The organism is Nocardioides panacis, from assembly GCF_019039255.1.
Lineage (GTDB): Bacteria > Actinomycetota > Actinomycetes > Propionibacteriales > Nocardioidaceae > Nocardioides_B > Nocardioides_B panacis.
In genome coordinates this window covers 4191638-4215135 of sequence record NZ_CP077062.1, presented here as the reverse complement: position 1 = coordinate 4215135, position 23498 = coordinate 4191638, and the positions used below count along the sequence as shown (strand labels likewise).

Genomic DNA, 23498 nt, shown 5'->3' with positions numbered 1-23498 from the left:
CCGGGTCGGACTCACCCCTGGCCCGGGTCGGCGTGAACTTGGACCCGGGTCGGCGTGAACTTGGGCCCGGGTCGGCGTGAACTTGGGCCCGGGTCGGGGTCTCCTTGGGCCCGGGTCGGACTCACCTTGGGCCCGGGTCAGCGGGCCAGGCCCGGGACCACCTCGGCGCCGGGCAGGGACCCGAGCAGCCGGCCGGGGAGCAGGAGCTTGGAGCGGCGGACCCCGCTGCCGATGATCGCGACGTCGATCGCCAGGCAGGCCTCGTCGACGAGCAGCCGCCAGCCGTCCGGCAGGCCGACGGGGGTGATGCCGCCGTACTCCATCCCGGACTCCTCGACGGCCCGGTCCATCGCCAGGAACGACGCCTTGCGGACGTCCAGGCTGCGCTTGACCAGGTCGTTGACGTCGGCGCGGGTGTCCGCGCGTACGACGCACGCCGCGACGCGCTCCTCGCCGGCCCGCTTCCCGGCGACGACGACGCAGTTCGCGCTCGCGGTGAGCGGGACGTCGTAGGCCTCGGTCATCGCCGCGGTGTCGGCGAGCTCCGGGTCGATCTCGACGACCCCGACCTCGGCGGCGTGCGGCCAGCCCGCGAGGGCCCGGGCGACCGGGGCGCCGAGCAGGCCGGGGTGCTCGAGCGCGGGCAGGGGGGACGAGGGCACCGAGGGTGGGCAGGACCATCCGGCCACCGTATCCGCCCGGTTCCACCCCTGATCGTCACCTTCTCGATACCTTCACGCCCTCCCGCTCGGGGGGTTTGGGGGGATACGCTCCGCTGGTTCTTCATCTCGGGAGATCGCCTCACGCCTCCGGGCGGCGCCCACACGCGCCCCGGTGGTCTGCCGGGTCCCTCGGCACCACCCCCGCCACCAGGAGATGCAGCGTGTCCCGATCCCCGTCCCGCCGCTGGGCAGCCGCCGTCGGCCTCGCCCTCGTCGCCACCCCCCTCGCCCCGCTCGCCACCGCCGCGCCCGCCGCGGCGAGCACCTCCGGGCTGGTCATCAGCGAGGTCTACGGAGGCGGCGGCAACTCCGGCGCGCCGTACACCAACGACTTCATCGAGCTGCAGAACACCACCGGCTCCCCGCTCCCGCTGGCCGGGATGAGCGTGCAGTACCGCTCCGCCACCGGTACGACGTCCGCGGCCACCGCGCTGAGCGGCACCGTCCCGGCGAACGGCAAGTTCCTGGTGGCCGAGGCCGCCGGCGCCACCCCGTCGGGGGCGCTGCCGACGCCCGACGCGACCGGCACGCTGGCGCTGTCCGGCACCAACGGCGTCGTCTTCCTGTCCTCGTCGGCGACCCCCGTGCCCGCCACGGACCCGAGCGTCGTCGACCTGGTCGGCTACGGCACGGCGAACGCGTTCGAGGGCTCGGCCCCCGCGCCGACGCTGTCCAACACCACGGCCGCGACCCGCACCGCGGCCGGCGCGGACACGAACGACAACAAGGCCGACTTCGGCTCCGCGGCCCCCAAGCCCGAGAACTCCTCGACCGGCCCGACCCAGCCCCCGGGCGACCCGGTCCCCGCGAGCATCGAGCAGATCCAGGGCCCGGGCGCGACCAGCCCGTTCGTCGACCAGTCGGTGATCACCAAGGGCGTCGTCACCGCGGCGTACCCGACCGGCGGCTTCAACGGCTACTACCTGCAGACCCCCGGCACCGGTGGCGCCCTGGACCTGTCCACCCACGACACGTCCGACGGCATCTTCGTGTTCGCCGGCAGCGGTGCGACGTACCCGCACGTCGGCGACTTCCTCCAGGTCACCGGCAAGGTCACCGAGTTCGCCGGGATGACCGAGCTGACCCCGGCCGCCGGCGGCGTGACCACGCTGATCGACCAGGTCGCCACCCCGGCCCCCGCCACGGTCGGCTTCCCGGCCACCGACGCGAGCCGCGAGTCGCTCGAGGGCATGCTCGTCGCCCCGCAGGGCGCCTACACCGTCACCGACAACTACTCGCTGAACCAGTACGCCGAGATCGGCCTCGCGCACGACACCCGGCCGCTGCCGCAGCCGACCGACGTGGCGAAGCCCGGCCCGGCCGCGCAGGCCGTCGAGGCCGACAACGCGACCAAGAAGGTCGTCCTCGACGACGGCTCGTCGCTGAACTACCTGACCAGCGGCAAGGACGTCCCGCTGCCGTACCTGACCGCGGACCACTCGATCCGGGTCGGGGCGCCGGCGACGTTCACCCGGCCGGTCGTGCTCGACTACCGCAACAACGCCTGGAAGCTGCAGCCCACCCAGCAGCTGACCGCCGCGAACGCCGCCACCGTGCAGCCCGCGACGTTCCCCGACACCCGCCCCGCGGCGCCGGCCCCGGTCGGCGGCGACCTCAAGGTCGCCAGCTTCAACGTGCTGAACTTCTTCCCCGAGACCGGTGACGACTTCGTCGCCGACGGCGGCACCTGCAGCTTCTACAACGACCGCGCCGGCAACAAGGTGACCGTCAACTCCTGCAACGGCAACGGCCCCCGCGGCGCGGCGAACGACGAGAACCTGCTGCGCCAGCGCGCCAAGATCGTCGCCGCCATCAACACCCTCGGCGCCGACGTGCTCTCCCTGGAGGAGATCGAGAACTCCGCGCAGTACGCCGGTCCCGACCGTCGCGACGACGCGCTGTCCTCGCTGGTCGACGCGCTGAACGCGGCCGCCGGCTCGGCGGTCTGGAAGTTCGTGCCCTCCCCCACACCGGCCGACCGCCCCGCGGTCACCGACGAGGACGTGATCCGCACGGCCTTCATCTACAAGCAGGCCAAGGCCGCCCCGGTCGGCACCTCCCACATCCTGCAGGACCCGGCGTTCGACAACGCGCGCGAGCCGCTGGCCCAGGCCTTCCGACCCGCGGGGGGCACCGCCGCCCAGGACTTCCTGGTGATCGTGAACCACTTCAAGTCCAAGGGCTCCGGCGTCGACGACGGCACCGGCCAGGGCAACGCCAACCCGGACCGGGTCGCGCAGGCCAAGGCCCTGGTGACCTTCGCCGACCAGCAGAAGGCGCTCGCCGGCACCGACCTGGTGTTCCTCACCGGTGACTTCAACTCCTACACCCAGGAGGACCCGCTGCAGGTGCTGTACGACGCGGGGTACACCGACATCGGTGCCGACCGGGCGCCGGACGAGTACACCTACCAGTTCAGCGGTGTCGTCGGGTCGCTCGACCACGTGCTCGCCAACGGCCCGGCGCTCGCGCAGGTGACCGGCGCCCACGTGTGGAACATCAACTCGGTCGAGTCGGTGGCCTACGAGTACAGCCGGTTCAACTACAACGCGACGAGCTTCTACGCGCCGGACCCGTACCGCTCCAGCGACCACGACCCGCTGCTGGTCGGCTTCGACGTCCCGGCGCCGCCGGCCGCGACCACCACGACGGCCACCGTTTCCCCCGAGCCGGTCGTGGTCCGCGACACGAAGCCGACCCTCACCGCCCGCGTCGCCGGTGACACCGGCACCGTCGACGCCGGGACGGTGACGTTCACCTCCGGCGGCACCGTGCTCGGCACCGCCCCGGTCAGCAACGGCGTCGCCACCCTGACGCTGCCGGCCTACCAGGCCGTCGGCACGCAGACGGTGACCGCGAGCTTCGGCGGCACCTCGGCCTTCGCGCCGTCCTCGGCCGACGTCGCGTTCGACGTGGTCAAGGCGACGCCCCGGGTCGTCGTCGGAGTCCAGCCGACGGTGATCCACAAGAAGACCACCAGCCCGCGGCTCGACGTGACGCTGACCGCGCCCGGCCAGGTCGTCACCGGCTACGTCGTGGTCCGCCAGGACGGCGCGATCCTCGGCTTCGAGCAGCTCGTGGACGGGCACGCGACGATCACGCTGGCGCCGTACAAGACGAAGGGGCAGGAGACGGTCTCCGTGCAGTACCTTGGCAGCGACCTCGCCGAGGCGGTGACCACGCCGGTCACCTTCACCGTGCAGAACTGACCCACCCCCCGGCCGGCCCCCGGCTGGTCGAGCCCGTCGAGACTCCCAGTGATCTCGACAGGCTCGATCAGCCGGGGGCCTCGTCGTGCAGCCGGAGGCTCTGCCGGTCAGCCGAGGGCGTGGACGGCGGCCGGGTCGACGACCAGGTCCGGGGAGCTGAACGCCCCGAGCCGGGCCCCGTCCGGGACCAGCCGGGGACCGTCCTCGACGTCGGCCACCACACAGGTGACGTTGTCGACCCCGCCGGCCGCGAGCGCCGCGTCGACCAGCGCCTGGGCGGCCTCCTCGGCGTCCGGCTGCTCCAGGCACACCCGGACCTGGTCGTCCTCGACGAGGTCGGTGAGCCCGTCGGAGCAGACCAGCAGCCGGTCCCCGAGGCGTACGTCGACCAGGCCGACGTCCGGCTCCGCGGGGTGCCCGGCCTCCAGCGCCTGCAGGACGACGTTCTTGCGGGGGTGCCGGCGGGCCTGCTCGCGGGTGATCACGCCCTGCTCGACGAGCAGCTGCACGAAGGTCTGGTCCCGGGTGAGCTGGGTCAGCGTCCCGTCGCGCAGCAGGTAGGCGCGCGAGTCGCCGACCTGGCAGAGCGCCACCCGCGCGCCGTCGGTCAGCAGCGCGGTGAGTGTGGTGCCCATCCCGGTGCGGGACGGGTCCTGCGCCGTACCCACCTCGAGCTGCTCGTGGGTCAGCCGGACCGCCTCGGTGAGCACGGCGACCGGGTCCGCGTCGGGCCGGCCGAGGGCCAGCGCGCTGGTGACGTAGGCCGCGGTGGCCGACGCGACCTCGCCGGCGGCCGCGCCCCCGACCCCGTCGGCGACCAGCACGAGGGAGGGGCCGGCGAACCCGGAGTCCTCGTTGACGGCTCGGACCAGCCCGCTGTGGCTGCGCCCGGCGCGGTGGAACCTCAGCATCGCGGCCTCCTCGTGTTCCCGACAGCCTCCCCCGCCGCCACGCCGGCGACAAGGCCCGGCTGCTGACAAGCGTTCACGCATTCACTAGCGTCAGGTGTCCGGGTGGTCCGCCGGACCGCCAGGCACGCCCAGTGAAGTGAGGGGACATCATGAGTGAGCCGACGCAGAACCCGCCTCCGGAGGGCACCCCGCCCCCCGGCCAGACACCGCCCGGGGCCTGGTCCACCGGGCCCGGGCAGCCGGCACCGCCGCCGCCGCCCCCGCCGGGCGCCCCCTACGGCGCGCAGCCCGGCTACGGCTACGGCCCGGCCACCGGTGGGGTCGGCCAGCCGGCCGACGTGGGGATCCGCTTCCTGGCCCGGCTCATCGACGGCATCCTGGTCGGCATCGTCAACGCGATCATCAGCGCCGTGCTGATCGTCGGCCTGCTCGGGGCGAGCTCGGCCACCGGCTACGGCCTCAGCACCGGCAACGGCTTCGCGATCGGCGCGCTCTCCGCGATCATCACCACGGCGCTCTACCTCGGCTACTTCGTGGTGATGGAGTCCCAGCGCGGGCAGACCGTCGGCAAGATGCTGCTCAAGCTGGAGACCCAGGGGCCCGAGGGCGGCCACCCGACGGTGGAGCAGGCCTTCAAGCGCAACGTGTGGACCGGCCTGGGGATCCTCGGGATCATCCCGCTGCTCGGTCTCGTCGGCAGCCTGCTGGAGCTCGCCGCCGCGATCACGATCGCGGTGACGATCAGCACCTCTCCCACCAAGCAGGGCTGGCACGACCGGTTCGCCGGCGGCACGAGGGTGCTCAAGATCGGCTGACCGACGTCGCAGGGGGCCACCCCGGTCCGCAGGGACCGGGTGGCCGCGGCGTCAGCCGGCCTGGCGCAGGAACCGGTCGAGCAGCGGGCCGGCCGTCCCGGACCCCGAGTCGCCGACGTCGACGAACACCGCGACGGCCAGGTCGCCGTGCACCGCGATCATCCAGGCGTGGGTCTGCAGCGGCTCCTCGGAGCCGAACTCGGCCGTGCCGGTCTTGGCCAGCACCGGGGCGCCGGGCACGCTCAGCAGGAACCGGCCGCTGCCCTGGGTGACCACGCCGCGCATCAGCGTGCGGAGCTGCCGGGCCTCGGCCGCGGTCAGCGGGGTCTGCGGGGTGGCCCCGTCCGCGGCCTGGTCGGCGGCCTGGTCCGGGAGCAGCCGGGGCACCACGACCGACCCCTTCGCCACCGACGCGGCCACCGTCGCCATCGCCAGCGGGGACGCGGTGACCCGGCCCTGCCCGATCAGCGAGGCGGCGTGCCCGGTCTCCGAGCCGGCCTCCTCGAGGGTGGCGGGGACCTTCCCGAAGTAGGCCGGGAACCCGAGGTCGTGGTCCACGCCGAGGCCGAGCGAGGCGGCGGCCCGGGCGAGCTCGGGCTGGTCGACGGTCTCCCGCTCGCCGATGAAGGCGGTGTTGCAGGAGTTCGCGACCGCGAGGCTGAGCGGGATGCGGCCGGTCCCGTCGGCCGGGTAGTCGTCGTAGTTCTTGAACCGCTTGCCGTCCACGACGACCGTCTCGGGGCAGAACATCGTGCTCGACGGCTCGAGCCCGGAGCGCAGCAGCGCGAGGCTGGTGACCACCTTGAAGGTGGAGCCGGGGGCGTACTGGCCGACGGTCGCGGTGGACAGGCCGCCACCGCCGGGGCCGCTGGCGGCGGCCAGCACGTCGCCGCTCGAGGGCCGGATCGCGACCAGGGCGGAGGCCGGGGAGACGCCGCCGAGCACCCGCTCGGCCAGGCGCTGCAGCCGCGGGTCGAGCGTGGTGGCGAGCGGGTCGCCGGGCTGCGGGTCGACGCTGAACACCTCGCGGCCCTGGCCCTTCGCGTCCACGACCTCGACGTCGGCGCCGGGCGTGCCGCGCAGCCGCTCGTCGTACCGCGCCTCCAGCCCGCTCAGACCGGCCTCGTCGCCGGCGCGGTAGGCGCCGTCGGACTCCTTGACGATCTCCGCGGTCACCGGGCCGACCGAGCCCAGGATCGGCCGGGCGAACTCGCGGGTGGGTGCCAGCGGCAGGGTGTCACCGACCACCGCGGCCCCCGGGATCTGCCCGGCGGCACCGCGCTTGCTGCCCGCGTCGGCGGGGCGGAGCACGATCGCCTCGACGAAGGCCTTCGGCCCGGCAGCCCGGACCCGCTCGGCGTACGCCGCGGGGTCGACGCCCACCAGCCGGGCCAGCCGACGGGCCGAGGCGCCGGCCGACGCCGCGGGGACGGTGCCCTTGTCGATACCGAACCGGAGCACCGGCCGCTCGGTGACCAGGCGGCTCCCGCCGGCGCCGGTGATGTCGGCACGGTCGGGATCCACCGGGGTGAGCCGGAGCGACTCGCCCTGCTTCAGGTCGGGGTAGACCAGGGAGGGGTCGAGCCGGACCTGCCAGGCGTCGTCGCCGCCGCGGGTCAGCTCGGCGGTGGTGTCGTAGGTCCACGGCTGGGCGTTCCCGGCCAGCCGCCACACGTAGGACAGCGTCGCGGTCGACGGCTTGCCGTCGGCACCCTCGGTCACCTTGCCGACCTGGACGCGCGGCTTGGAGTCCCCGAGGCCGTCGACCGCCCGGGTCCACAGCCCCTGAGCCTGCTGCGGGGTGCCGCCGCTGAACGCCACCGTGGTCAGCCGGCCCGCGGACAGCGCGGCGGCGAGCTCGCCGGCGGCGTCCTGGACGCTCGGGCCCTGGGGGCCTCCGGTGCAGCCCGCGAGCGGCAGCGTGACGAGCAGGGCGGCGGTGAGGTTCCCCAGGCGCTTCCACGCCCCGATCGCACCACGGGTCACAGGGGTCGGTCAAAAGCGCCGGCCCGGAGCGATGAGTTCTCCTCGACCGACAAGTCTGTTTCCAGGAGAGCCGCGCCGACCTAGGGTGGGGCGCACACGGAGGAAGGCGGGGACCGATGGCCACCAGCACGGTGACGGAGAACGCGACACCCGGGGCTCCGGCGGTGGCGGACTTCCCGCAGGCGACCGATCCCTACCGCCGTGAGCTGCTGGCGCACTGCTACCGGATGACCGGCTCGGTGCACGACGCCGAGGACCTGGTGCAGGAGACCTACCTGCGGGCCTGGCGCGCCTACCACAACTTCGAGGGCCGCTCCTCGGTGCGCACCTGGCTCTACCGGATCGCCACCAACGTCTGCCTGACCGCGCTCGAGGGCCGCGACCGGCGACCGCTGCCGGCCGGTCTGGGCGCCCCGTCGAGCGAGGCGGGCGCGCCGCTGGAGGAGAACGGCGAGATCCCCTGGCTCGAACCGGCACCCGACGCGCTGCTCGACTCCGGCACGTCGGCCGACCCGCTGGCCGTGGTCACCGACCGGGACACCATCCGGCTGGCGTTCGTGGCGGCCCTGCAGCACCTCCCGGCCCGCCAGCGCGCGGTGCTGATCCTGCGCGACGTGCTCCGGTGGCGGGCCGCCGAGGTCGCCGAGGCCCTGGACACGACGACCGCCTCGGTGAACAGCGCCCTGCAGCGCGCGCACGCCACCCTGGAGAAGGCGAACCTCTCCGCGGACACCGTGGGCGAGCCGACCCCGGAGCAGAAGCAGATGCTGGACCGCTACGTGCAGGCCTTCTGGGACAAGGACGTCGCCGCGATCGTCTCGATGCTCACCCGCGACGCGATCTGGGAGATGCCACCGTTCACCGGGTGGTACCAGGGCGCCGAGAACATCGGTCGGCTCATCGACACCCAGTGCCCGGGCGGGGTGCACGACATGCGGATGCTGCCGACCCGTGCCAACGGGCAGCCCGCGTTCGGCCTCTACATGCGCGGCGAGGACGACGTCTTCCACCCGTTCCAGCTCCAGGTCCTCACCCTCGGCCCGGAGGGCGTCGAGCACGTCGGCGCGTTCTTCGGCCCCGAGCTCTTCGAGCTGTTCGGCCTGCCGGCCAGCCTCGCCGTCGACGTCTGAGGTCGCATGTCCACGCCCTCACCCTGGGCCGCGGACCCCGGGCAGTCTCCCCGCCGGCTCGCCGGCCCGGAGCTGCTCGGCCGCGCCGTCGACTACACGCGCGGGTCGCTGCTCCTGGTCGGCGGCGCGCCGCCGGACGCCCGCACCCCGTGCGAGCGCTGGGACCTGCACGCGCTGCTGCGGCACATGGTCGACTCGCTCGCGGCGTTCACCGAGGCCGCCGAGATCGGGTACGTCGACCTGGTGCCGGTCCGCGCCGGGCCCGGTGCCGTCGCCCGGCCCGTCCAGGACCTGGTCGAGGCCCTGAAGCACCGCGCCTGCGCGCTGCTCGCGGCCTGGACCCACCACCCCGGTCCGGGACCGGTCGCCGTCGCGGACCGCGAGCTGCGCTCCGACCTGGTCGCGGCCGCCGGCGCCCTGGAGATCGCGGTGCACGGCTGGGACGTCGCGCAGGCCTGCGGCGCGGACCGGCCGCTGCCGCCGGGCCTGGCCCTGGAGCTCCTCGAGGTGCTGCCGCTGCTCGTGGACCACGCCGACCGTCCCGCGCGGTTCGCCGACCCGGTCGACGTACCCGTGCACGCGCGGCCGAGCACCCGACTGCTCGCCGCGCTGGGCCGACGCTCGTAGGCTCGGAGGCCCAGCCACGACCCGAGGAGCCGTCTTGATCTTCATCACCGCCAAGTTCCAGGTCCTGCCCGAGCACGCCGACGACTGGCCGCAGCTCTCGCGGGAGTTCACCGAGGCCTGCAACGCCGAGGACGGCTGCCTGTGGTTCGAGTGGTCGCGGAGCGTCACCGACCCGAACGAGTACGTCCTCGTCGAGGCCTTCCGCGACGGCGAGGCGGGCGGCGCGCACGTGCAGTCCGACCACTTCAAGAAGGCCCAGCAGGACCTGCCGAAGTACCTCGCCGCGACCCCGAAGATCGTGAACTTCGAGGTGCCCGGCACGGACTGGTCCGAGCTGGGCGAGATGGCCGTCGACCGCTGACCGGGTCGTCCGCTTGAGCGCGCGCCCGGGCGCTCCCGCAACCGGACGACCGGGTCAGGGGGTCAGGGGGTCAGCGGGGGGGGTCTCCTCGCGCGCGGCCCGGGTCGCCTCGGAGGCGCGGTCGAGGAACTCCGCGATCAGCGCGAGCTGGTCGTCGTCGTAGGCCGCGAGGACCGGACCGAGGTGCTGGGCCATCCGGCCGAACATCGCCCCGCCGACCTCGCGGGCGTGGTCGGTGATCTCCACGACCACCGAGCGCCGGTCCGTCGCGTGCGGCGTACGACGGACGTGGCCGAGCCGCTCGAGCCGGTCGAGCATCGCCGAGGTCGCCGGGGCGCTGAGCTGCAGCGAGCTGCTCAGCCGGCCCGGCGTCACTGGGTGCCCCTGGGACTCCTCGTCCATCACCATCGACAGGCCGGCGAGGTCGGTGCGGTGCATCTCGTTCTCGCGCCCGGCCGCGGCGATGTAGAGCTCGAGCTCGTTCCCGAACGTCCGCATGCTGCGGACCACCCAGGACCGGACCGGTCCGACCCGGGGGTTGCCATCCGACATGCCCGATAGTCTACTCTTTCCAGCGTGGAACTATTCGACGGCCGAAACAAAGAGGCTCGCCGGCCCTGGCACACCCGCCGCACCTCCTGGGTGGTCCTGGTCGCAGCGCTCCTGCTCTCCGGGCTCGCGCTCTCCCTGGTCGCCGCGGCGCAGGCGAGCACCGACCCCGCCGCCGCGCTGCCCGACGACGCCGAGTCCACGCTCGCGCTGCGGGCCCAGCAGAAGCTGCCCGCGACGGCGTACGCGCCGGCCTTCGCGGTCTTCGACCGGGGCGGGAAGCCGCTCACCGCCGAGGACCGGCAGGTGATCGGCGGGCTGGTCGGCGCGCTGCGCCCGCTGGCGGCCGAGGGCCAGAAGACCTTCCCCGCGTTCTCCGACGACGGCGAGGCCGCGCTGATCGGCGTACCGCTGTCCACCGACCTGTCCGACACCGCCCAGCGCACGGCCGTGGAGGACATCCGCGCCCAGGTGGCCGCCGACCTGCCGGTCGGCCTGGACGCCAACGTCACCGGCGGCCCGGCCTTCCAGACCGACCTCGGCGCCGTGTTCGACGGTGCCGACGTCCGGCTGCTGCTGACCACCGTCGGCGTGGTCGCCCTGCTCCTGCTGCTCACCTACCGCAGCCCCTGGCTCTGGCTGGTGCCGCTGGCCGTGGTCGGCACCGCTGACCAGGTGGCGACCAAGCTGGTGTCGCTGGCCGTCGACGCGTTCGGCTTCAGCATCGACGAGGCCACGATCGGGATCACCTCGGTGCTGGTCTTCGGCGCCGGCACGAACTACGCCCTGCTGCTGATCGCCCGCTACCGCGAGGAGCTCCGGCTGCTCGAGGACCGGTACGACGCCATGCGGGTCGCCCTCTCGCAGGCCGCGCCGGCGATCCTGGCCAGCTCCTCGACCGTCGTGCTCGCCCTGCTGTCCCTGGGGTTCGCGGTCAGCCCGAGCAACCGCGGCCTCGGGTTCTCCGCGGCCATCGGGGTGGTGACCGCGGTGGTCTACGCCCTGGTCGTGCTGCCCGCCGCGCTCCTGATCTTCGGGCGCGGGCTGTTCTGGCCGTTCGTGCCGCGACCCGGCCAGGCCGAGCCCACCCGGACCGGGTTCTGGTCCAAGGTCGGCCGCTCCGTCACCGCCCGTCCGGTGCCGGTCGCGATCGTCAGCCTGCTGGTCCTCGGCGTGCTCAGCGCCGGAGCCGTCGGCCTCAGGACCGGCCTGTCCCAGACCGAGCAGTTCCGCGCCAAGCCGGAGTCGGTCGTCGGCCAGCAGGTGCTCGGCGCGCACTTCGCCGCCGGGTCCTCGGAGCCCACCGCCGTCCTGACCACGCCGGAGCGGGCCGACGCCGTGAGACGGGCGGCCGCGTCGGTCCCGGGCGTCAGCAGCGTCCGACCCGGCGCGTCGGAGGCGAACCTCGTCGAGCTCGACGCCGTGCTCTCGGCCGCCCCGGAGTCCGCTGCCAGCTCGGCGGTCGTGGAGGACCTGCGCGCCGCGGTACGCCAGGTCGACCCGGACGCGCTCGTCGGCGGGACCGATGCCCAGGCCCTGGACGCCAAGACCGCCGCGACCCGCGACCAGCGGGTGATCCTGCCGCTGATCCTCGGGATCGTGATGGTCGTGCTCCTGCTGCTGCTGCGCTCGGTGGTCGCCGCGGTGGTCCTGGTGCTGACCGTGGTGGCGACCTTCGTGGCCAGCCTGGGCGCCGGGTGGTTCGCGTTCTCGCACTGGTTCGGGTTCCCCGCGCTCGACCTCGGTGTGCCGCTGCTCAGCTTCCTGTTCCTGGTCGCGCTGGGCGTCGACTACAACATCTTCCTGGCGACCCGGGCCCGCGAGGAGGCCGCCACCGAGGACACCCGGACCTCCATCGCCACCGCGCTGGCCGTCACCGGCGGCGTGATCACCAGCGCCGGGATCCTGCTCGCCGCGGTGTTCACCGTGCTGGGCGTGCTGCCCTTGATCACGCTGACCCAGATCGGGGTGATCGTCGGCTTCGGGGTGCTGCTGGACACGTTGCTGGTGCGCTCGGTGCTGGTGCCGGCCCTGGTGGCGCTGATCGGCGAGCGGTTCTGGTGGCCCGGGACCCCGGGCACCCGCCGCCGCCCCCGTTGACCCGGGACGCGGGGCACGTCGGGCCGGGGAGTAGTGGTCTCGACAGGGCGGGTGCGGTCGGGGCAGGCTCGCGGGATGGTGCGGGACTGGGACCGGCGGGCCGGTGAGCTGTTCGCGGAGGCGGTCGCGGAGGGCCGTCCGACCGCCTGGTTCGACCGGTTGTACGCCGCCGGCGAGGCCGGCGAGGTGGGCATGCCGTGGGACCGCGAGCGCTGCTGCGTGAGTGGGCCGAGCGGCACGACGTGCGCGGCGAGGGCCGGCGGGCCGTCGTGGTCGGCTGCGGGCTCGGTGCGGACGCGGAGTACCTCGCCCGGCTGGGCTTCGAGACGACCGGCTTCGACGTGGCCGCGACCGCCGTACGGCTGGCGGCGGAGCGGCACCCGGGATCGACCGTGGACTACCGGGTCGCAGACCTGCTCGACCTGCCGGCCGCCTGGCGCCACGCGTTCGACCTCGTCGTGGAGATCTTCACGGTCCAGGCGCTGCCCGACCCGCCGCGGGACCGCGCGATCGCCGGGGTCGCCGACCTGGTCGCGCCCGGCGGGACGCTGCTGGCGGTGGCGTTCCGGCACGTCGCCGGCGTCGACCCCGCGGCCGGCCCGCCGTTCAGCCTGACCCGCGCGTCGATGGAGCGGCTCGCCGCCGACGGCCTGGAGGTGGTGCGGGCCGAGGAGCTGGACGGCCCGCTGTGGCGGGTGGAGTACCACCGCTGACCACCCGGCGTACGACGGGCTGGGCGGCCGCGAGCAGCAGACAGAGCAGCGCGAGTGACGACCAGAGCAGCGCAGGGCCGCCGTACGTCAGCAGCCCGGTGCCGACCGCGGGAGCGACGACCGCGGCGAAGCCCCAGCTGGTCCCGTAGGCCGCCAGGTAGCCACCTCGCCGCCCGGCCGGCACCAGCGCCGCGACGACCGAGTAGGCGCGACCGAGCAGCACCAGGTCGCCGAGGCTCCACAGCACCGCCGCGGCCGCGAACGCGGGGAGCGACCGCGCGTACCCGGTGGCGAACAGCCCGACGGACAGCAGCACGTAGCCGCCGGTCATCGCCGCGAAGTCGTCGAGCCGGCCCAGCAGCCGGGGGCGCAGCAGCGGCTGGGCGAGCACGATCGTGGTCGCCGAGACGGTGAGCAGGAGGCCGGTGCCGGCGACGGGAAGCTCGCGGGCGACGAGCGTCAGCGGGAGGGCGATGGTGATCTGGAGGTACACCAGGGCGAACCCCGTCCCCGCACCCAGCATCACCAGGAGCCGTCTGTCGCGCCAGGCGGCGGAGGCGCGCGGACGGGCGGCGACGACGGGCGGTCCCGCCGGAATTGTCATCCCGACGAGGACCGCGCAGGCCAGGCAGGTGGCCGCGTCGACGACGAACAGCCAGCGCAGCCCGACGCCGGCGAGGGCGAGCGCGAGCAGGCCGGCGGCCATCCCGGCGGCGGCCATCGCCCCCGCCATCAGGCTGTACGCCGCGGGGCGCTGGTCCTCGGTCGTCACGTCGGCGACGAGCGCCTGGCTGGGCGGCTCGTAGACCTCGAACGCCAGCCCGAGCAGCACCACGGCGACCCCGGCGACCCACAGGCCCGGCGCCGCGGCCACCAGCAGCTGGGCCGCGGCGGTGCCGACCAGGCCGGCGACGATCGTGGCCCGGCCGCCGATCCGGTCCGCGAGGTGGCCGCCGAGCAGCCGTGAGGGCAGGGTGGCCAGACCGAACGCCGCGAGCAGGTACCCCGCCTGCGCGACGGTCGCGTCGAGCTCGCGCACCAGCGTGACCGCGAGGAACGGCAGCGTGAAGGCGCCGAGCCGGTTCACCGCCCGGGCCGCGACCAGGACGTGCACGGCCCTCGGGAGCGGTCCCGACATCGTTCCCCCGTCACTGGTGTCAGACTGTTCGTCAGTCACCAACCTACGAGAGCGAGAGTGACTGGTCAAATGACTTTCGACAGTCACGTGCTGAACCTGGTCGACGTCGCGGCGCGGCTGGTCAACCACCTCACGCCCGGGGAGAGCGGCGGCGTCGCGACCGAGACGCCGGTGGGTGCCGCACGCCGTCGCGCCGTCGCGACCGCGCTGGGTGGCGAAGGCCGTCGGGCACCCCGGGTGAGCGACGCGGAGGCCGACGCCCTCGTCGCGTTCTCGGCGGACCTGCGGGAGGTGTTCAGCAGCATGGCGCGCGGGGACGACCGGGGCGCCGTACGCCTGCTCAACACCCTGATGCTCGACGCCGGCGCGCGCCCGCAGCTCGACCGGCTGCCCGACGGGGACGGCTGGCACGTGCACTTCCACGGCGCCGACGACTCGCTCGCCACCGGCTGGGCGGCCGGCTGCGCGACGGGGCTCGCGCTGGCGATCGGCAGCGACCTGGCCGGGCGGCTCGGCGGGTGCGCGGCCGAGCGCTGCGACCGGGTGTTCGTGGACACCTCGCGCAACGCGACCCGGAGGTTCTGCTCGACCGCGTGCCAGAACCGCACGAAGGCGGCGGCGTTCCGGGCCCGGCGGCGAGACTGAGCCCCGGCTCGAACCCTCACCAGACCCGGCTCGACCGTTCTAGGGTGCGGACATGGCGAGCTACGAGGTGAACGACGCCGGGGTCCGGCGGTGCCGGGAGCTGATCGAGGCGAAGCAGTACGTCCTCGACAGCGACTGGGGCGACGCCCAGCCGAACGCCGAGGCGCGGAACGCGTACCTGGAGAACCACACCTGGGAGGAGTACGCCGCCTGGCACCTCGGCCTGACCGAGGGGCCGGGCGACGAGTCCAAGGCGAGGTACGCCTTCGTCTACGGCGACTTCCGGCGGGTGCACCGCAGCGGCCTGATCGCCTGCGTCTATCGGGCGGCCGAGTGGCGGCACAAGAAGGTCGAGCTCGCCGCGCACGACCTGCTCCAACGGCTCGACGCGGTGGCCGGGATCGGCTAGTCCGGACCACCGCCGGGTGCTGCTCGGGCCGACGCGCGGTCCCGGGCCGACGGGGAGTGCGAGAACCGCAGCACGTCGTCCTCGACCGCCCCGCGACGGATCGTCAGCACGTCTCGCAGGTAGTTCTGCCGCAGCCGCCACGGCGCCCGGGAGCCCTGCTTGGGCAGCAGGTGCAGGGACCGTTGCACGTAGCCCGAGGCGAAGTCCATGAACGGCTCCTCCTCGACGGCCGGGTCCCGCTCGGCCACCACCGTGTCGTGCCCCTGGTCGCGCATGAACGACAGCAGCCGCACGACGTACTCGCTGACCAGGTCGGCCTTCAGCGTCCAGGACGCGTTCGTGTAGCCGATCACGTAGGCGAAGTTCGGCACGCCGGAGAGCAGCATGCCCTTGTAGGCCATCGTCTCCGGCAGGTGTACGTCGACCCCGTCGACCGACAGCGCGATGCCGCCGAACGCCAGCAGGGCCAGGCCGGTCGCGGTCACCACGACGTCCGCCGCGAGCTCCTCGCCCGAGACGAGCCGGAGGCCGGTCGGGGTGAAGGTGTCGATGTGGTCGGTGACCACGTCGACCCGGCCGTGCCGGATCGAGCGGAACAGGTCGCCGTCCGGCACCAGGCAGAGCCGCTGGTCCCACGGGTCGTAGGCCGGCTTGAAGTGCCGGTCGACGTCGAAGCCCGCGGGCAGCTGGCTGGTGACGCCCTTGCGGATCAGCCGCTTCATCAGCTCGGGGCGGCGCCGGGCCAGCTGGTAGCTCGCGGTGGTGACGAGCACGTTCTTCCACCGGGTCAGCGCGTACGCCCTCGCGGGGGACAGCCGCTCGCGCAGCCGGGCAGCGACCCGGTCGACACCGGGCAGCGACACGACGTAGGTGGGCGAGCGCTGCAGCATCGTCACGTGCGCCGCCCGCTCGGCGAGCGCGGGCACCAGCGTCACGGCGGTCGCGCCGCTGCCCACCACGACGACCCGCTTGCCGGTGTGGTCGAGGCCCTCGGGCCACTGCTGCGGGTGCACGACCTCGCCCCCGGCGGCGGTGAACGCCTCGAGCCCCGGCAGGTCCGGGGTGTACCCCGCGTCGTACGAGTAGTAGCCGCTGCAGCACCACAGGAACCCGCAGGTCAGCTCCGCGCCCGAGGCCAGCCGCACCGTCCAGGTCGCGTCCTCGCCGGACCAGGAGGCGGCGACCACCTTCGCGCCGAAGCGGACCTTCTCCTCGACGCCGTACGCCGCAGCGGTGCCGCGCACGTAGTCCAGGATCGCCGGGCCGTCCGCGATGGACCTCTCGCCGGTCCACGGCCGGAACCGGTAGCCGAGCGTGAACATGTCGGAGTCCGAGCGGATCCCGGGGTAGCGGAACAGGTCCCAGGTGCCGCCGATCGCGTCGCGCGCCTCGAGCACGAGGTACGACGTCCCGGGCAGCCGCTCCTCGAGGTGGCAGGCGGCGCCGATGCCGGACAGGCCGGCGCCGATCACCAGGACGTCGACGTGCTCGCTCATGCCGCCGAGCCTAGAACGTGTTCCAGCACGAGGCCCGGGTCGGACCCTCCCCCGGGCCAGGGTCAGCGCCAGGTCAGGGCGCGGCCGTGGGGCTCGGTCCAGGCGACGGCCCGGCCGTCCAGCGCCAGCAGGAACGGCGCCGGGCCGACGACGGCACCGGGCGGCGGGCCCTCGGGGGCGGTCGCGGCCACGGTCGGCAGCACCCGCGGCCCCTCGTTGGCGACCCAATGCCCCGGCGTCACGGCCATCTGCAGCGCGAACAGGTCCCGGTCCTGCGCGGAGAGGTAGGCCAGCACCGCGGAGTGGAACACCACCAGCGTCGCGTCCTCCGGGGCCTGCTCGACCAGGTCGGGCAGCGCGTCGTTGAGGTCGCCGCGCACCAGCGTCGGCGGGTCCTCGCGCGCCAGGTCGACCGCGGCGGCCAGCCGGGTGCGCCGGTCCTCGTGCTCGGGCCAGACCAGCGTCCGCAGCCAGCGCATCGCGTCGTCGTCGCGCACGTCGAGCGGGTTCAGGTCGATGCCGCCGCGCCAGACGACCTCGGGCAGCGCGTCCGGGAGCGGCGGGTCCCCGTCCACCAAGCACTCGAGCAGCACCCGGCTGGGTCCGTCGACCGGGTCGAGCGGGTGACCGGGGTAGCGGTAGGAGTACCGGTCGGGGTAGAGGCAGAGCCCCGCCGAGGCGCCCACCTCGAGCAGCGCGAGCGGCCCGGGCAGCCCGGCGAGCACCGGCAGCAGCGTCGCGCACCGGCCGACCTCGTTGGTCTGCGTCGCCCGGGACAGCACGGTGGCCCGCACCGCGTCCCAGTCGTCGAGCAGCACGGTCCGCAGCCCGTCGTACGGTCCGGGGGCGGGGGCGCCGTGCCACCGGGCGGCGGCGAGCACCAGGTTCGGCTGCCGCTTGGCGGCGGGCAGCGACTCGACGAGCGCAAGCACCTCGGGGTCCGCCGCGACGGCCAGCGCCCAGTCGGTGAAGCAGGCCGACGACCCCCGGGCCTGCTCGGCGAAGTCACGGTAGGACTGTGCGGTCTCCTCCCCGCCGACCGGGTTCACCGGCGGCCGCGGGCCAGGTCGAACAGGTGGGTGAGGATCCGGTCGCCGCCGGCCCGCAGTCCGTTGTGCTCGTACTCGTTGGTCACCCACGGGCGCAGCGACGGCACGAGCGCGGCGGTCTCCTCCGAGAACGCCCGGTCGACGTAGGCGTCCTCGGCGTAGATCGCGGCGGCGGCCGGCACGTCGCAGGAGCGCAGTGCCTCCTCGTCGTACAGCCGCGGCCACGCGTAGGACGCCAGCAGGTCGGCGGCCTCGGCCAGCGGCGCGAGCTCGCGGTCCTCGCCGAGAGACCAGGGGAACACGTGCTCGCCGGTGAACAGCGTCTCGTCCGCGGCGAACTCCTCCGGGAGCATCCGCTGCGCCGACCAGCCGGTGGTCACGCCGTCGGCGTAGCAGGCCTCGTGCACCGCGGCGTACAGCGGGTTGCGGCCCTGGAACGGCAGCGCCGCGGCGAGGTCGTGGCGGAACATCGGCGAGGCCCAGTCGAGCTCCAGCAGGTAGTGCAGCTGCTCGGCGCCGTCGCTCATCCCCAGCCCGCTGCCGATCGTCCGGAACCGGCGCGAGGACAGCACGTCGCCGTTCGGCAGCGTGACCCCGCCGTCGTCGAGCCGCTCGTGCAGCGCCCGCACCCGGTCCCGGTCGCCGGGGTAGCGCGCGTAGTAGCGCCGGTTCCGCTCGAGCTGGGTCCGGTACGTCGCGGCGTACACGTCGTCGACGGCCCGGCCCACCGGGGGCACGCCGCCGGTGAAGAACGCCTCGCGCAGGCCCTCGGGCGCGAAGGAGAGGTAGGTCAGCGAGCAGAACCCGCCGAAGGACTGGCCCAGCACGCTCCACCGGTCCACGCCCAGCGCCTGCCGGACCAGCTCGGCGTCGCGCACGATCGAGTCGGCGCGGAAGTGCACGAGGTGGTCGGCCTGCTGCTGCGGCGTCATCCCCGGCAGCGTCCCGATCGGCGTGGAGCGCCCGGTGCCGCGCTGGTCGAACATCAGCACCCGGTAGTCCTGCAGCGCCCGGTCCAGCCAGCCGGGGTTGGCCGGGTGCCGGGTGGGCCGCGGCGCCTCGCTGCCGGGGCCGCCCTGGAGGAACACCAGGAACGGCTTGTCGCGGCCGTCGACGTCGGCGACCTCGCGGGCGAACACGGTGATCCGGTCGCCGTCCGGCTTCGCGTGGTCGAGCGGCACCCAGACCTCGTGGTCGGTGAGCACGAGGCCCGGGACGTGCACCGTGCTGGTGTGGTGGTCGCTCATCCCCCGATCATGCCCCGACGCCCGCGGGACATCGGCGCCGATTAGCAGAAATATCACCGAACGGGTTATGCCACGCCGTCGGGCCGTTTACCTTTTACTCATGGTGGAGAAGTCGAGTCGTGTGTCGTCTGTGACGGCAGTGTTCGTGACGCTGCTGCTCGCGGGCCTGGTCGGCGTGGCCGCGCAGGCGCCCGCGTCCTCGACGACCCGCCGTGCGCTGCCCCCGTCCGCGACGTACACCGTGAGCTCGTTCAACGTCCTCGGCGCCAGCCACACCCCCTCCGGCGGCGCCCGCTCCACCGGTGCCACCCGGATCATCTGGGCCAACCAACTGCTCGACCAGCACGGCGTGGACGTGGTCGGCTTTCAGGAGATGCAGGCCAGCCAGCTCACCAAGTTCCTGCAGATCACCGCTGGCGCCTGGGGGGGTCTACCCGGGCTTCACGCTGCGGGCCCGCGACACCGAGAACTCCATCGGCTGGCGCACCGACAAGTTCGATCTCGTGCAGGCGACCACGGTGAACATCCCCTACTTCAACGGCAACCCCCGGCCGATGCCGATCGTGCTGCTGCGCGAGAAGACCTCCGGGCTGATGTCGTACTTCACGAACTTCCACAACCCCGCGGACACCGCGCAGTACCGCAACCAGGGCAAGTGGCGCGCCGAGGCGACCCGCGTCGAGGTCGCGCTGCACAACCAGCTGGCCGCCTCCGGGATCCCGCGCTTCATGACCGGCGACATGAACGACCGGGCGCCGTACATGTGCCGCGTCATCGTGGAGGCCCCGCTCGTCGCGGCCCGCGGCGGCTACTCGTCCAACGGGGTCTGCGTGGCCAACAAGCCGCGCGCGGTCGACTGGATCTTCGGGTCGCCGGACCTCACCTGGAGCGGCTACATCGAGGACCGCAGCCCGCTTGTCGCCCGCACCACCGACCACCCGATGATCGTCACCGAGGTGACCGTCGACGGCACCAGGGCGCCCGCCGCGCTGTCCCCGACGCCGCCGCTGCCGGTGGTTCCGGCCGTCACCTACTGACTCCCCACCGGACCGCGGTCGGGACCGACGTCACAGTTGCCGCAACCCGGTCTGGACGGGCCGCGCTGCGGGGTATCTTTCAGCCGTGAAGTGGACCCCCGGCGTGCTGGCCCTGGTGACCGCCGTGGTGTTCGTGGCCCTGGTCGGCATCGGCGTCGCCTACGTCGTGCACCAGGACTCCGACCAGGTCTCCGGAGGTCCCGCGCCGCACCCGTCGAGCACGCCCGCCAGCCCGACCGGCAGCACCCCGTCGGAGGTGACGCCGCCCAGCGCGCTGCCGTCACAGAGCCCCGGCCGCCCGGTCACCCTGACCGCCCGGCCCACGCCCACCAAGAAGCCGACCAAGAAGCCGAAGCCCGAGCCGCCGGCTCCCGCGCCGGTCCTCGACTTCACGATCAGCTCGTTCAACGTGCTGGGCGCCAGCCACACCTCCGGCAACGGCAAGCGCCCCGGGATGGCGTCGGGCCGGGTCCGGGCCGGCCGGGCCGCCGACCTGGTCCACCGGCACGGCTCGGACGTCGTCGGGTTCCAGGAGCTGCAGGGTCCGCAGCTCGGCGCGCTGCAGCGGCAGACCGCGATGGACTTCTGGCCGGGCTTCGCGCTGAAGGCCCGGGACACCGAGAACTCGATCGGCTGGCGCCGGGACAAGTTCGTCGCGGTCGAGAAGAAGATCGTGCGGATCCCCTACTTCAACGGCAGCCCGCGGGCGATGCCCTACGTCAAGCTGCGCAACCTCGACACCGGCGTGGAGGCCTGGTTCGCGAACTTCCACAACCCGGCCGACACCGCCCGCTTCCACCGCCAGCAGCGCTTCCGGGACCGGGCCACCCGCGTGGAGATCGCGCTGGCCAACCGGCTGATCGGCACCGGTGTCCCGGTCTTCGTCACCGGCGACATGAACGAGCGGGACGGCTACTTCTGCGCGATGACCTCCGGGGCGCCGATGGTGGCGGCCCGGGGCGGCACCAACAACGGCGGCTGCCGCGCGGACCGGCCGCGTGCGGTCGACTGGATCTTCGGCTCGCAGGGCGTCACGTTCTCGGGCTACTTCGAGGACCGCAGCCGGCTGGTCGACATCACCACCGACCACCCGGTGGTCGTCTCGCGGGTCCGGATCGTCGGCAAGTCGCCCGACCAGAAGACCGACTGACCGCGTGAGCGCCGGGACCTGGGACGTCCTGCTGCTCGGCGCCGCCGCGCTGCACGCCGGCTTCCAGCTCACCGTCACGCTGGTGGCCTACCCCGCGCTCGTCGCGGTGCCGGCCGGCCAGTGGGCCGCGGCGCACGCCCGGCACTCCCGCGGCATCGCCCCGCTCGTCGCCCTGGTGTACGGCGCCGCGCTGGTCGCCTGCCTCGGCGCGACGACCGGCGACCCCTCGGCCGGGACCTGGGTCGCCGACGCCGGCACGCTGCTGGCCGTCACCGTCACCGCCACGGCGGCGGCCCCGACCCACGGACGGCTGGCCGCCGGACCCGAGCCGGCGCTGCTCCGGCGGCTGCTGATCGTCGACCGGCTGCGCAGCGTCGGAGCGGTCGTCGCGCTGGCCGGCGCGCTCGCCGCCGCCCTCCCCTGACCCCGGGTCGTCCGGTTGCGGGGGCGCCCCGGCGCGCGCTCAACCGGACGACCCGGGGGCGGTACGCGTACCTTGTCCCGATGAACTCCTTGCGCCGCGCCGCCACCCTCGGCGCCGTCACGGCCCTGTCCCTCACGCTGGTCCCGCTCAGCCCGTCCTCGGCGAACCACGCGCGGGTGCCCGGCCCGGTGAACGCCGCGAACACCTACGGCTGGGGCAAGCACGTGTGGCAGGACGACTTCGTCGGACCGCGCAAGCGGATCTGGACGGTGTCCGCCCCGGGCGCCGGCAACGCCCGCACCCAGCACGGCATGCTCACCTTGAACACCGGCCGCGCCGGGAACGTCGTGGCCACCCTGAAGGGCGCCGGCCACGCCGTCGGCCGCTGGGAGATCCGGCTGCGGTCCCGGCAGTACACCGCCGCCGCGACGTCGTACCGGGTGCGCACCGAGCTGGTGCCCGCCGCCGGACGGCCGCAGAACTGCGGGGCCCGCGACGTCGCGCTGGAGAGCTACCGGCTCGGCACCAACCGCGCGCACTTCTACATCCGCAACCTGCCGGACCTCGAGAGCGCCGCGCGGCACGGCATGAACCTCGGCAACGACCGGTGGCACACCTTCGCCGTCGAGGTCACCAGCAGCCACATCGCCTGGTTCGTCGATGCGCACGTGGTCAGCACCGAGCGCCGCAGCGCGGCACTGTCCGGCGTCCCGCTCACCGTCCGGTTCGCGATGGTCGGCGAGCCGGGGAGGCGGATGAACGTCAGCCGGATGCAGATGGACTGGCTGCGCTACCACACGCTCCGCAAGCCGAACACCAGGTCGATCGCCGCCCCCGCGCCCACGGCCGGCCGGTCCGGCGCGACCTGCTGACCCCCGCGCACGGCGGCTGTCTGGAAGGATCGGCGGCATGGCCGAGCGCGTGCGGTTCCGCAGCAGCAGCGGACCGGTGCTGGCCGGGCTGGTCGACCCGCCCGAGGGGCCGACCCGGGGTTGGGGGTGTTCTCGCACGGCTTCCACGCTGGGCAAGGACTGTCCCGCCGCCAGCCGGATCTGCAAGCAGCTGGCCGCCGAGGGCATCGGCATGCTGCGCTTCGACAACCTCGGGCTGGGTGACTCCGAGGGCGAGTGGGGCGACGGCTCGTTCTCCCACAAGGTCGGGGACACCGTGCAGGCCGCCCGGTTCATGAACGGGTCCGGCCGCGAGGTGCGGCTCCTGGTGGGGCACTCCTTCGGCGGCGCGGCGGTCATCGCCGCGGCCCACGAGGTGGACTCGGTGCGCGCGGTGGCGAGCGTCGGGGCGCCGTACGACCCCGGCCACGTCGAGCACAACTACGACGCCCTGGTCGAGCGGATCCTGGCCGACGGCGAGGCCGCGTTCCTGATCGGCGGCCGGGCGCTCACCCTGCGGCGGCACTTCATCGAGGACGTGCGCGCGGCGGACCTGCGCGAGCAGATCCGCACCCTGCACCGGGCGCTGCTGGTGATGCACTCCCCGACCGACAACACCGTGGGCATCGCCAACGCGAGCGAGATCTTCCGGACCGCGCGGCACCCGCGCAGCTTCGTGTCGCTGGAGGGCGCCGACCACCTGCTCACCGGTCGCAACCAGGCCAAGCGGGCCGCCCGGATCATCAGCGCCTGGGCCGACCCCTACCTCGCCGACGCCTGACCCGGGTCCGGCCGCCGCGCCAGGTCCCGGTCCGTTCGGCCCACCCGCTCCGCACCGGGGACCCACGCGCGAATGGCCTGGAAGGGCCCTGCCGAGCGCCCCGCCGCGC

Annotated in this window: 22 protein-coding genes; 14 read left to right on the top strand and 8 right to left on the bottom strand. The window is 74.0% G+C overall.

Translation table 11 applies throughout. From position 1 onward, the window contains the following. Positions 1 to 137: 137 nt before the first annotated feature. The gene (locus KRR39_RS20640) at positions 138 to 662 is read right to left on the bottom strand and encodes a YbaK/EbsC family protein (RefSeq protein WP_216939280.1); all 525 of its coding nucleotides are present in this window, start codon (positions 660 to 662) and stop codon (positions 138 to 140) included. A 221-nt stretch (positions 663 to 883) separates the two neighbouring features. On the opposite strand from KRR39_RS20640, the gene KRR39_RS20635 reads away from it, so the two are divergent. Beyond that, positions 884 to 3931: an ExeM/NucH family extracellular endonuclease gene (locus tag KRR39_RS20635; protein WP_216939279.1), complete on the top strand. Its 3048-nt coding sequence runs from the start codon at positions 884 to 886 to the stop codon at positions 3929 to 3931. Between the two features lie 107 nt (positions 3932 to 4038). On the opposite strand, the gene KRR39_RS20630 is transcribed toward KRR39_RS20635, so the two are convergent. Next, on the bottom strand, positions 4039 to 4842 hold the full coding sequence (locus KRR39_RS20630) for a PP2C family protein-serine/threonine phosphatase (RefSeq protein ID WP_216939278.1): 804 nt from the start codon (positions 4840 to 4842) through the stop codon (positions 4039 to 4041). A gap of 149 nt (positions 4843 to 4991) precedes the next feature. On the opposite strand from KRR39_RS20630, the gene KRR39_RS20625 reads away from it, so the two are divergent. Further along, positions 4992 to 5657, top strand: coding sequence for an RDD family protein (locus tag KRR39_RS20625; RefSeq protein WP_216939277.1), 666 nt, complete (start codon positions 4992 to 4994; stop codon positions 5655 to 5657). 51 nt (positions 5658 to 5708) lie between these two features. Here KRR39_RS20625 and KRR39_RS20620 read toward each other — a convergent pair whose 3' ends face one another. After that, on the bottom strand, positions 5709 to 7643 hold the full coding sequence (locus KRR39_RS20620) for a penicillin-binding transpeptidase domain-containing protein (RefSeq protein ID WP_254185301.1): 1935 nt from the start codon (positions 7641 to 7643) through the stop codon (positions 5709 to 5711). Positions 7644 to 7759: 116 nt separating this feature from the next. On the opposite strand from KRR39_RS20620, the gene KRR39_RS20615 reads away from it, so the two are divergent. From KRR39_RS20615 to KRR39_RS20605, 3 genes are read left to right on the top strand one after another with little or no spacing between them, the layout of a single operon-like run. Then, positions 7760 to 8773: a sigma-70 family RNA polymerase sigma factor gene (locus KRR39_RS20615; protein ID WP_216939276.1), complete on the top strand. Its 1014-nt coding sequence runs from the start codon at positions 7760 to 7762 to the stop codon at positions 8771 to 8773. Positions 8774 to 8779: 6 nt separating this feature from the next. After that, positions 8780 to 9400, top strand: a complete 621-nt coding sequence (locus KRR39_RS20610; RefSeq protein WP_216939275.1) for a TIGR03086 family metal-binding protein — start codon at positions 8780 to 8782, stop codon at positions 9398 to 9400. A gap of 34 nt (positions 9401 to 9434) precedes the next feature. Beyond that, a complete protein-coding gene (locus tag KRR39_RS20605) occupies positions 9435 to 9761 on the top strand; it encodes a putative quinol monooxygenase (protein ID WP_216939274.1) in 327 nt (108 codons plus the stop codon). A 54-nt stretch (positions 9762 to 9815) separates the two neighbouring features. Here the strand turns inward: KRR39_RS20605 and KRR39_RS20600 are convergent, their stop codons facing one another. Then, entirely contained in the window at positions 9816 to 10313 is a 498-nt protein-coding gene (locus KRR39_RS20600) for a MarR family winged helix-turn-helix transcriptional regulator (protein ID WP_216939273.1), read from the bottom strand. Positions 10314 to 10337: 24 nt separating this feature from the next. On the opposite strand from KRR39_RS20600, the gene KRR39_RS20595 reads away from it, so the two are divergent. Together KRR39_RS20595 and KRR39_RS20590 are read left to right on the top strand one after the other, a co-directional pair. Next, entirely contained in the window at positions 10338 to 12410 is a 2073-nt protein-coding gene (locus KRR39_RS20595) for an MMPL family transporter (protein ID WP_216939272.1), read from the top strand. Between the two features lie 197 nt (positions 12411 to 12607). Further along, positions 12608 to 13123 (top strand): class I SAM-dependent methyltransferase, encoded by a 516-nt coding sequence (locus KRR39_RS20590; protein WP_216939271.1) that lies wholly within the window; start codon positions 12608 to 12610, stop codon positions 13121 to 13123. Here KRR39_RS20590 and KRR39_RS20585 read toward each other — a convergent pair. Further along, on the bottom strand, positions 13017 to 14261 hold the full coding sequence (locus KRR39_RS20585; protein WP_254185300.1) for an MFS transporter: 1245 nt from the start codon (positions 14259 to 14261) through the stop codon (positions 13017 to 13019). The two genes, KRR39_RS20590 and KRR39_RS20585, sit on opposite strands and share 107 nt — an antisense overlap. A gap of 69 nt (positions 14262 to 14330) precedes the next feature. On the opposite strand from KRR39_RS20585, the gene KRR39_RS20580 reads away from it, so the two are divergent. Continuing rightward, a complete protein-coding gene (locus KRR39_RS20580) occupies positions 14331 to 14906 on the top strand; it encodes a CGNR zinc finger domain-containing protein (RefSeq protein ID WP_254185299.1) in 576 nt (191 codons plus the stop codon). Between the two features lie 52 nt (positions 14907 to 14958). Continuing rightward, positions 14959 to 15315, top strand: coding sequence for a hypothetical protein (locus KRR39_RS20575; RefSeq protein WP_216939269.1), 357 nt, complete (start codon positions 14959 to 14961; stop codon positions 15313 to 15315). Here KRR39_RS20575 and KRR39_RS20570 read toward each other — a convergent pair. From KRR39_RS20570 to KRR39_RS20560, 3 genes are all read right to left on the bottom strand, one after another. After that, positions 15312 to 16811, bottom strand: coding sequence for a flavin-containing monooxygenase (locus tag KRR39_RS20570; RefSeq protein WP_216939268.1), 1500 nt, complete (start codon positions 16809 to 16811; stop codon positions 15312 to 15314). The genes KRR39_RS20575 and KRR39_RS20570 overlap by 4 nt on opposite strands. A 62-nt stretch (positions 16812 to 16873) precedes the next feature. Further along, positions 16874 to 17860, bottom strand: a complete 987-nt coding sequence (locus tag KRR39_RS20565; protein WP_216939267.1) for a DUF2332 domain-containing protein — start codon at positions 17858 to 17860, stop codon at positions 16874 to 16876. Beyond that, positions 17857 to 19107, bottom strand: a complete 1251-nt coding sequence (locus tag KRR39_RS20560) for an alpha/beta fold hydrolase (protein ID WP_216939266.1) — start codon at positions 19105 to 19107, stop codon at positions 17857 to 17859. Before KRR39_RS20560 ends, KRR39_RS20565 begins: the two co-directional genes overlap by 4 nt. A 503-nt stretch (positions 19108 to 19610) precedes the next feature. Here KRR39_RS20560 and KRR39_RS20555 point away from each other — a divergent pair. From KRR39_RS20555 to KRR39_RS20535, 5 genes are all read left to right on the top strand, one after another. Continuing rightward, complete coding sequence (locus tag KRR39_RS20555) at positions 19611 to 20144, top strand: exonuclease/endonuclease/phosphatase family protein (protein ID WP_216939265.1); 534 nt, start codon at positions 19611 to 19613, stop codon at positions 20142 to 20144. An 85-nt stretch (positions 20145 to 20229) separates the two neighbouring features. Continuing rightward, positions 20230 to 21294 carry an endonuclease/exonuclease/phosphatase family protein gene (locus tag KRR39_RS20550; protein ID WP_216939264.1) on the top strand — a complete coding sequence of 355 codons (1065 nt, stop codon included), beginning with the start codon at positions 20230 to 20232 and terminating at the stop codon, positions 21292 to 21294. A 4-nt stretch (positions 21295 to 21298) separates the two neighbouring features. Continuing rightward, a complete protein-coding gene (locus KRR39_RS20545) occupies positions 21299 to 21718 on the top strand; it encodes a hypothetical protein (protein ID WP_216939263.1) in 420 nt (139 codons plus the stop codon). Between the two features lie 80 nt (positions 21719 to 21798). Continuing rightward, on the top strand, positions 21799 to 22590 hold the full coding sequence (locus KRR39_RS20540; RefSeq protein WP_216939262.1) for a hypothetical protein: 792 nt from the start codon (positions 21799 to 21801) through the stop codon (positions 22588 to 22590). A gap of 37 nt (positions 22591 to 22627) precedes the next feature. After that, positions 22628 to 23389: an alpha/beta hydrolase family protein gene (locus tag KRR39_RS20535; protein ID WP_216939261.1), complete on the top strand. Its 762-nt coding sequence runs from the start codon at positions 22628 to 22630 to the stop codon at positions 23387 to 23389. Positions 23390 to 23498: the final 109 nt, after the last annotated feature.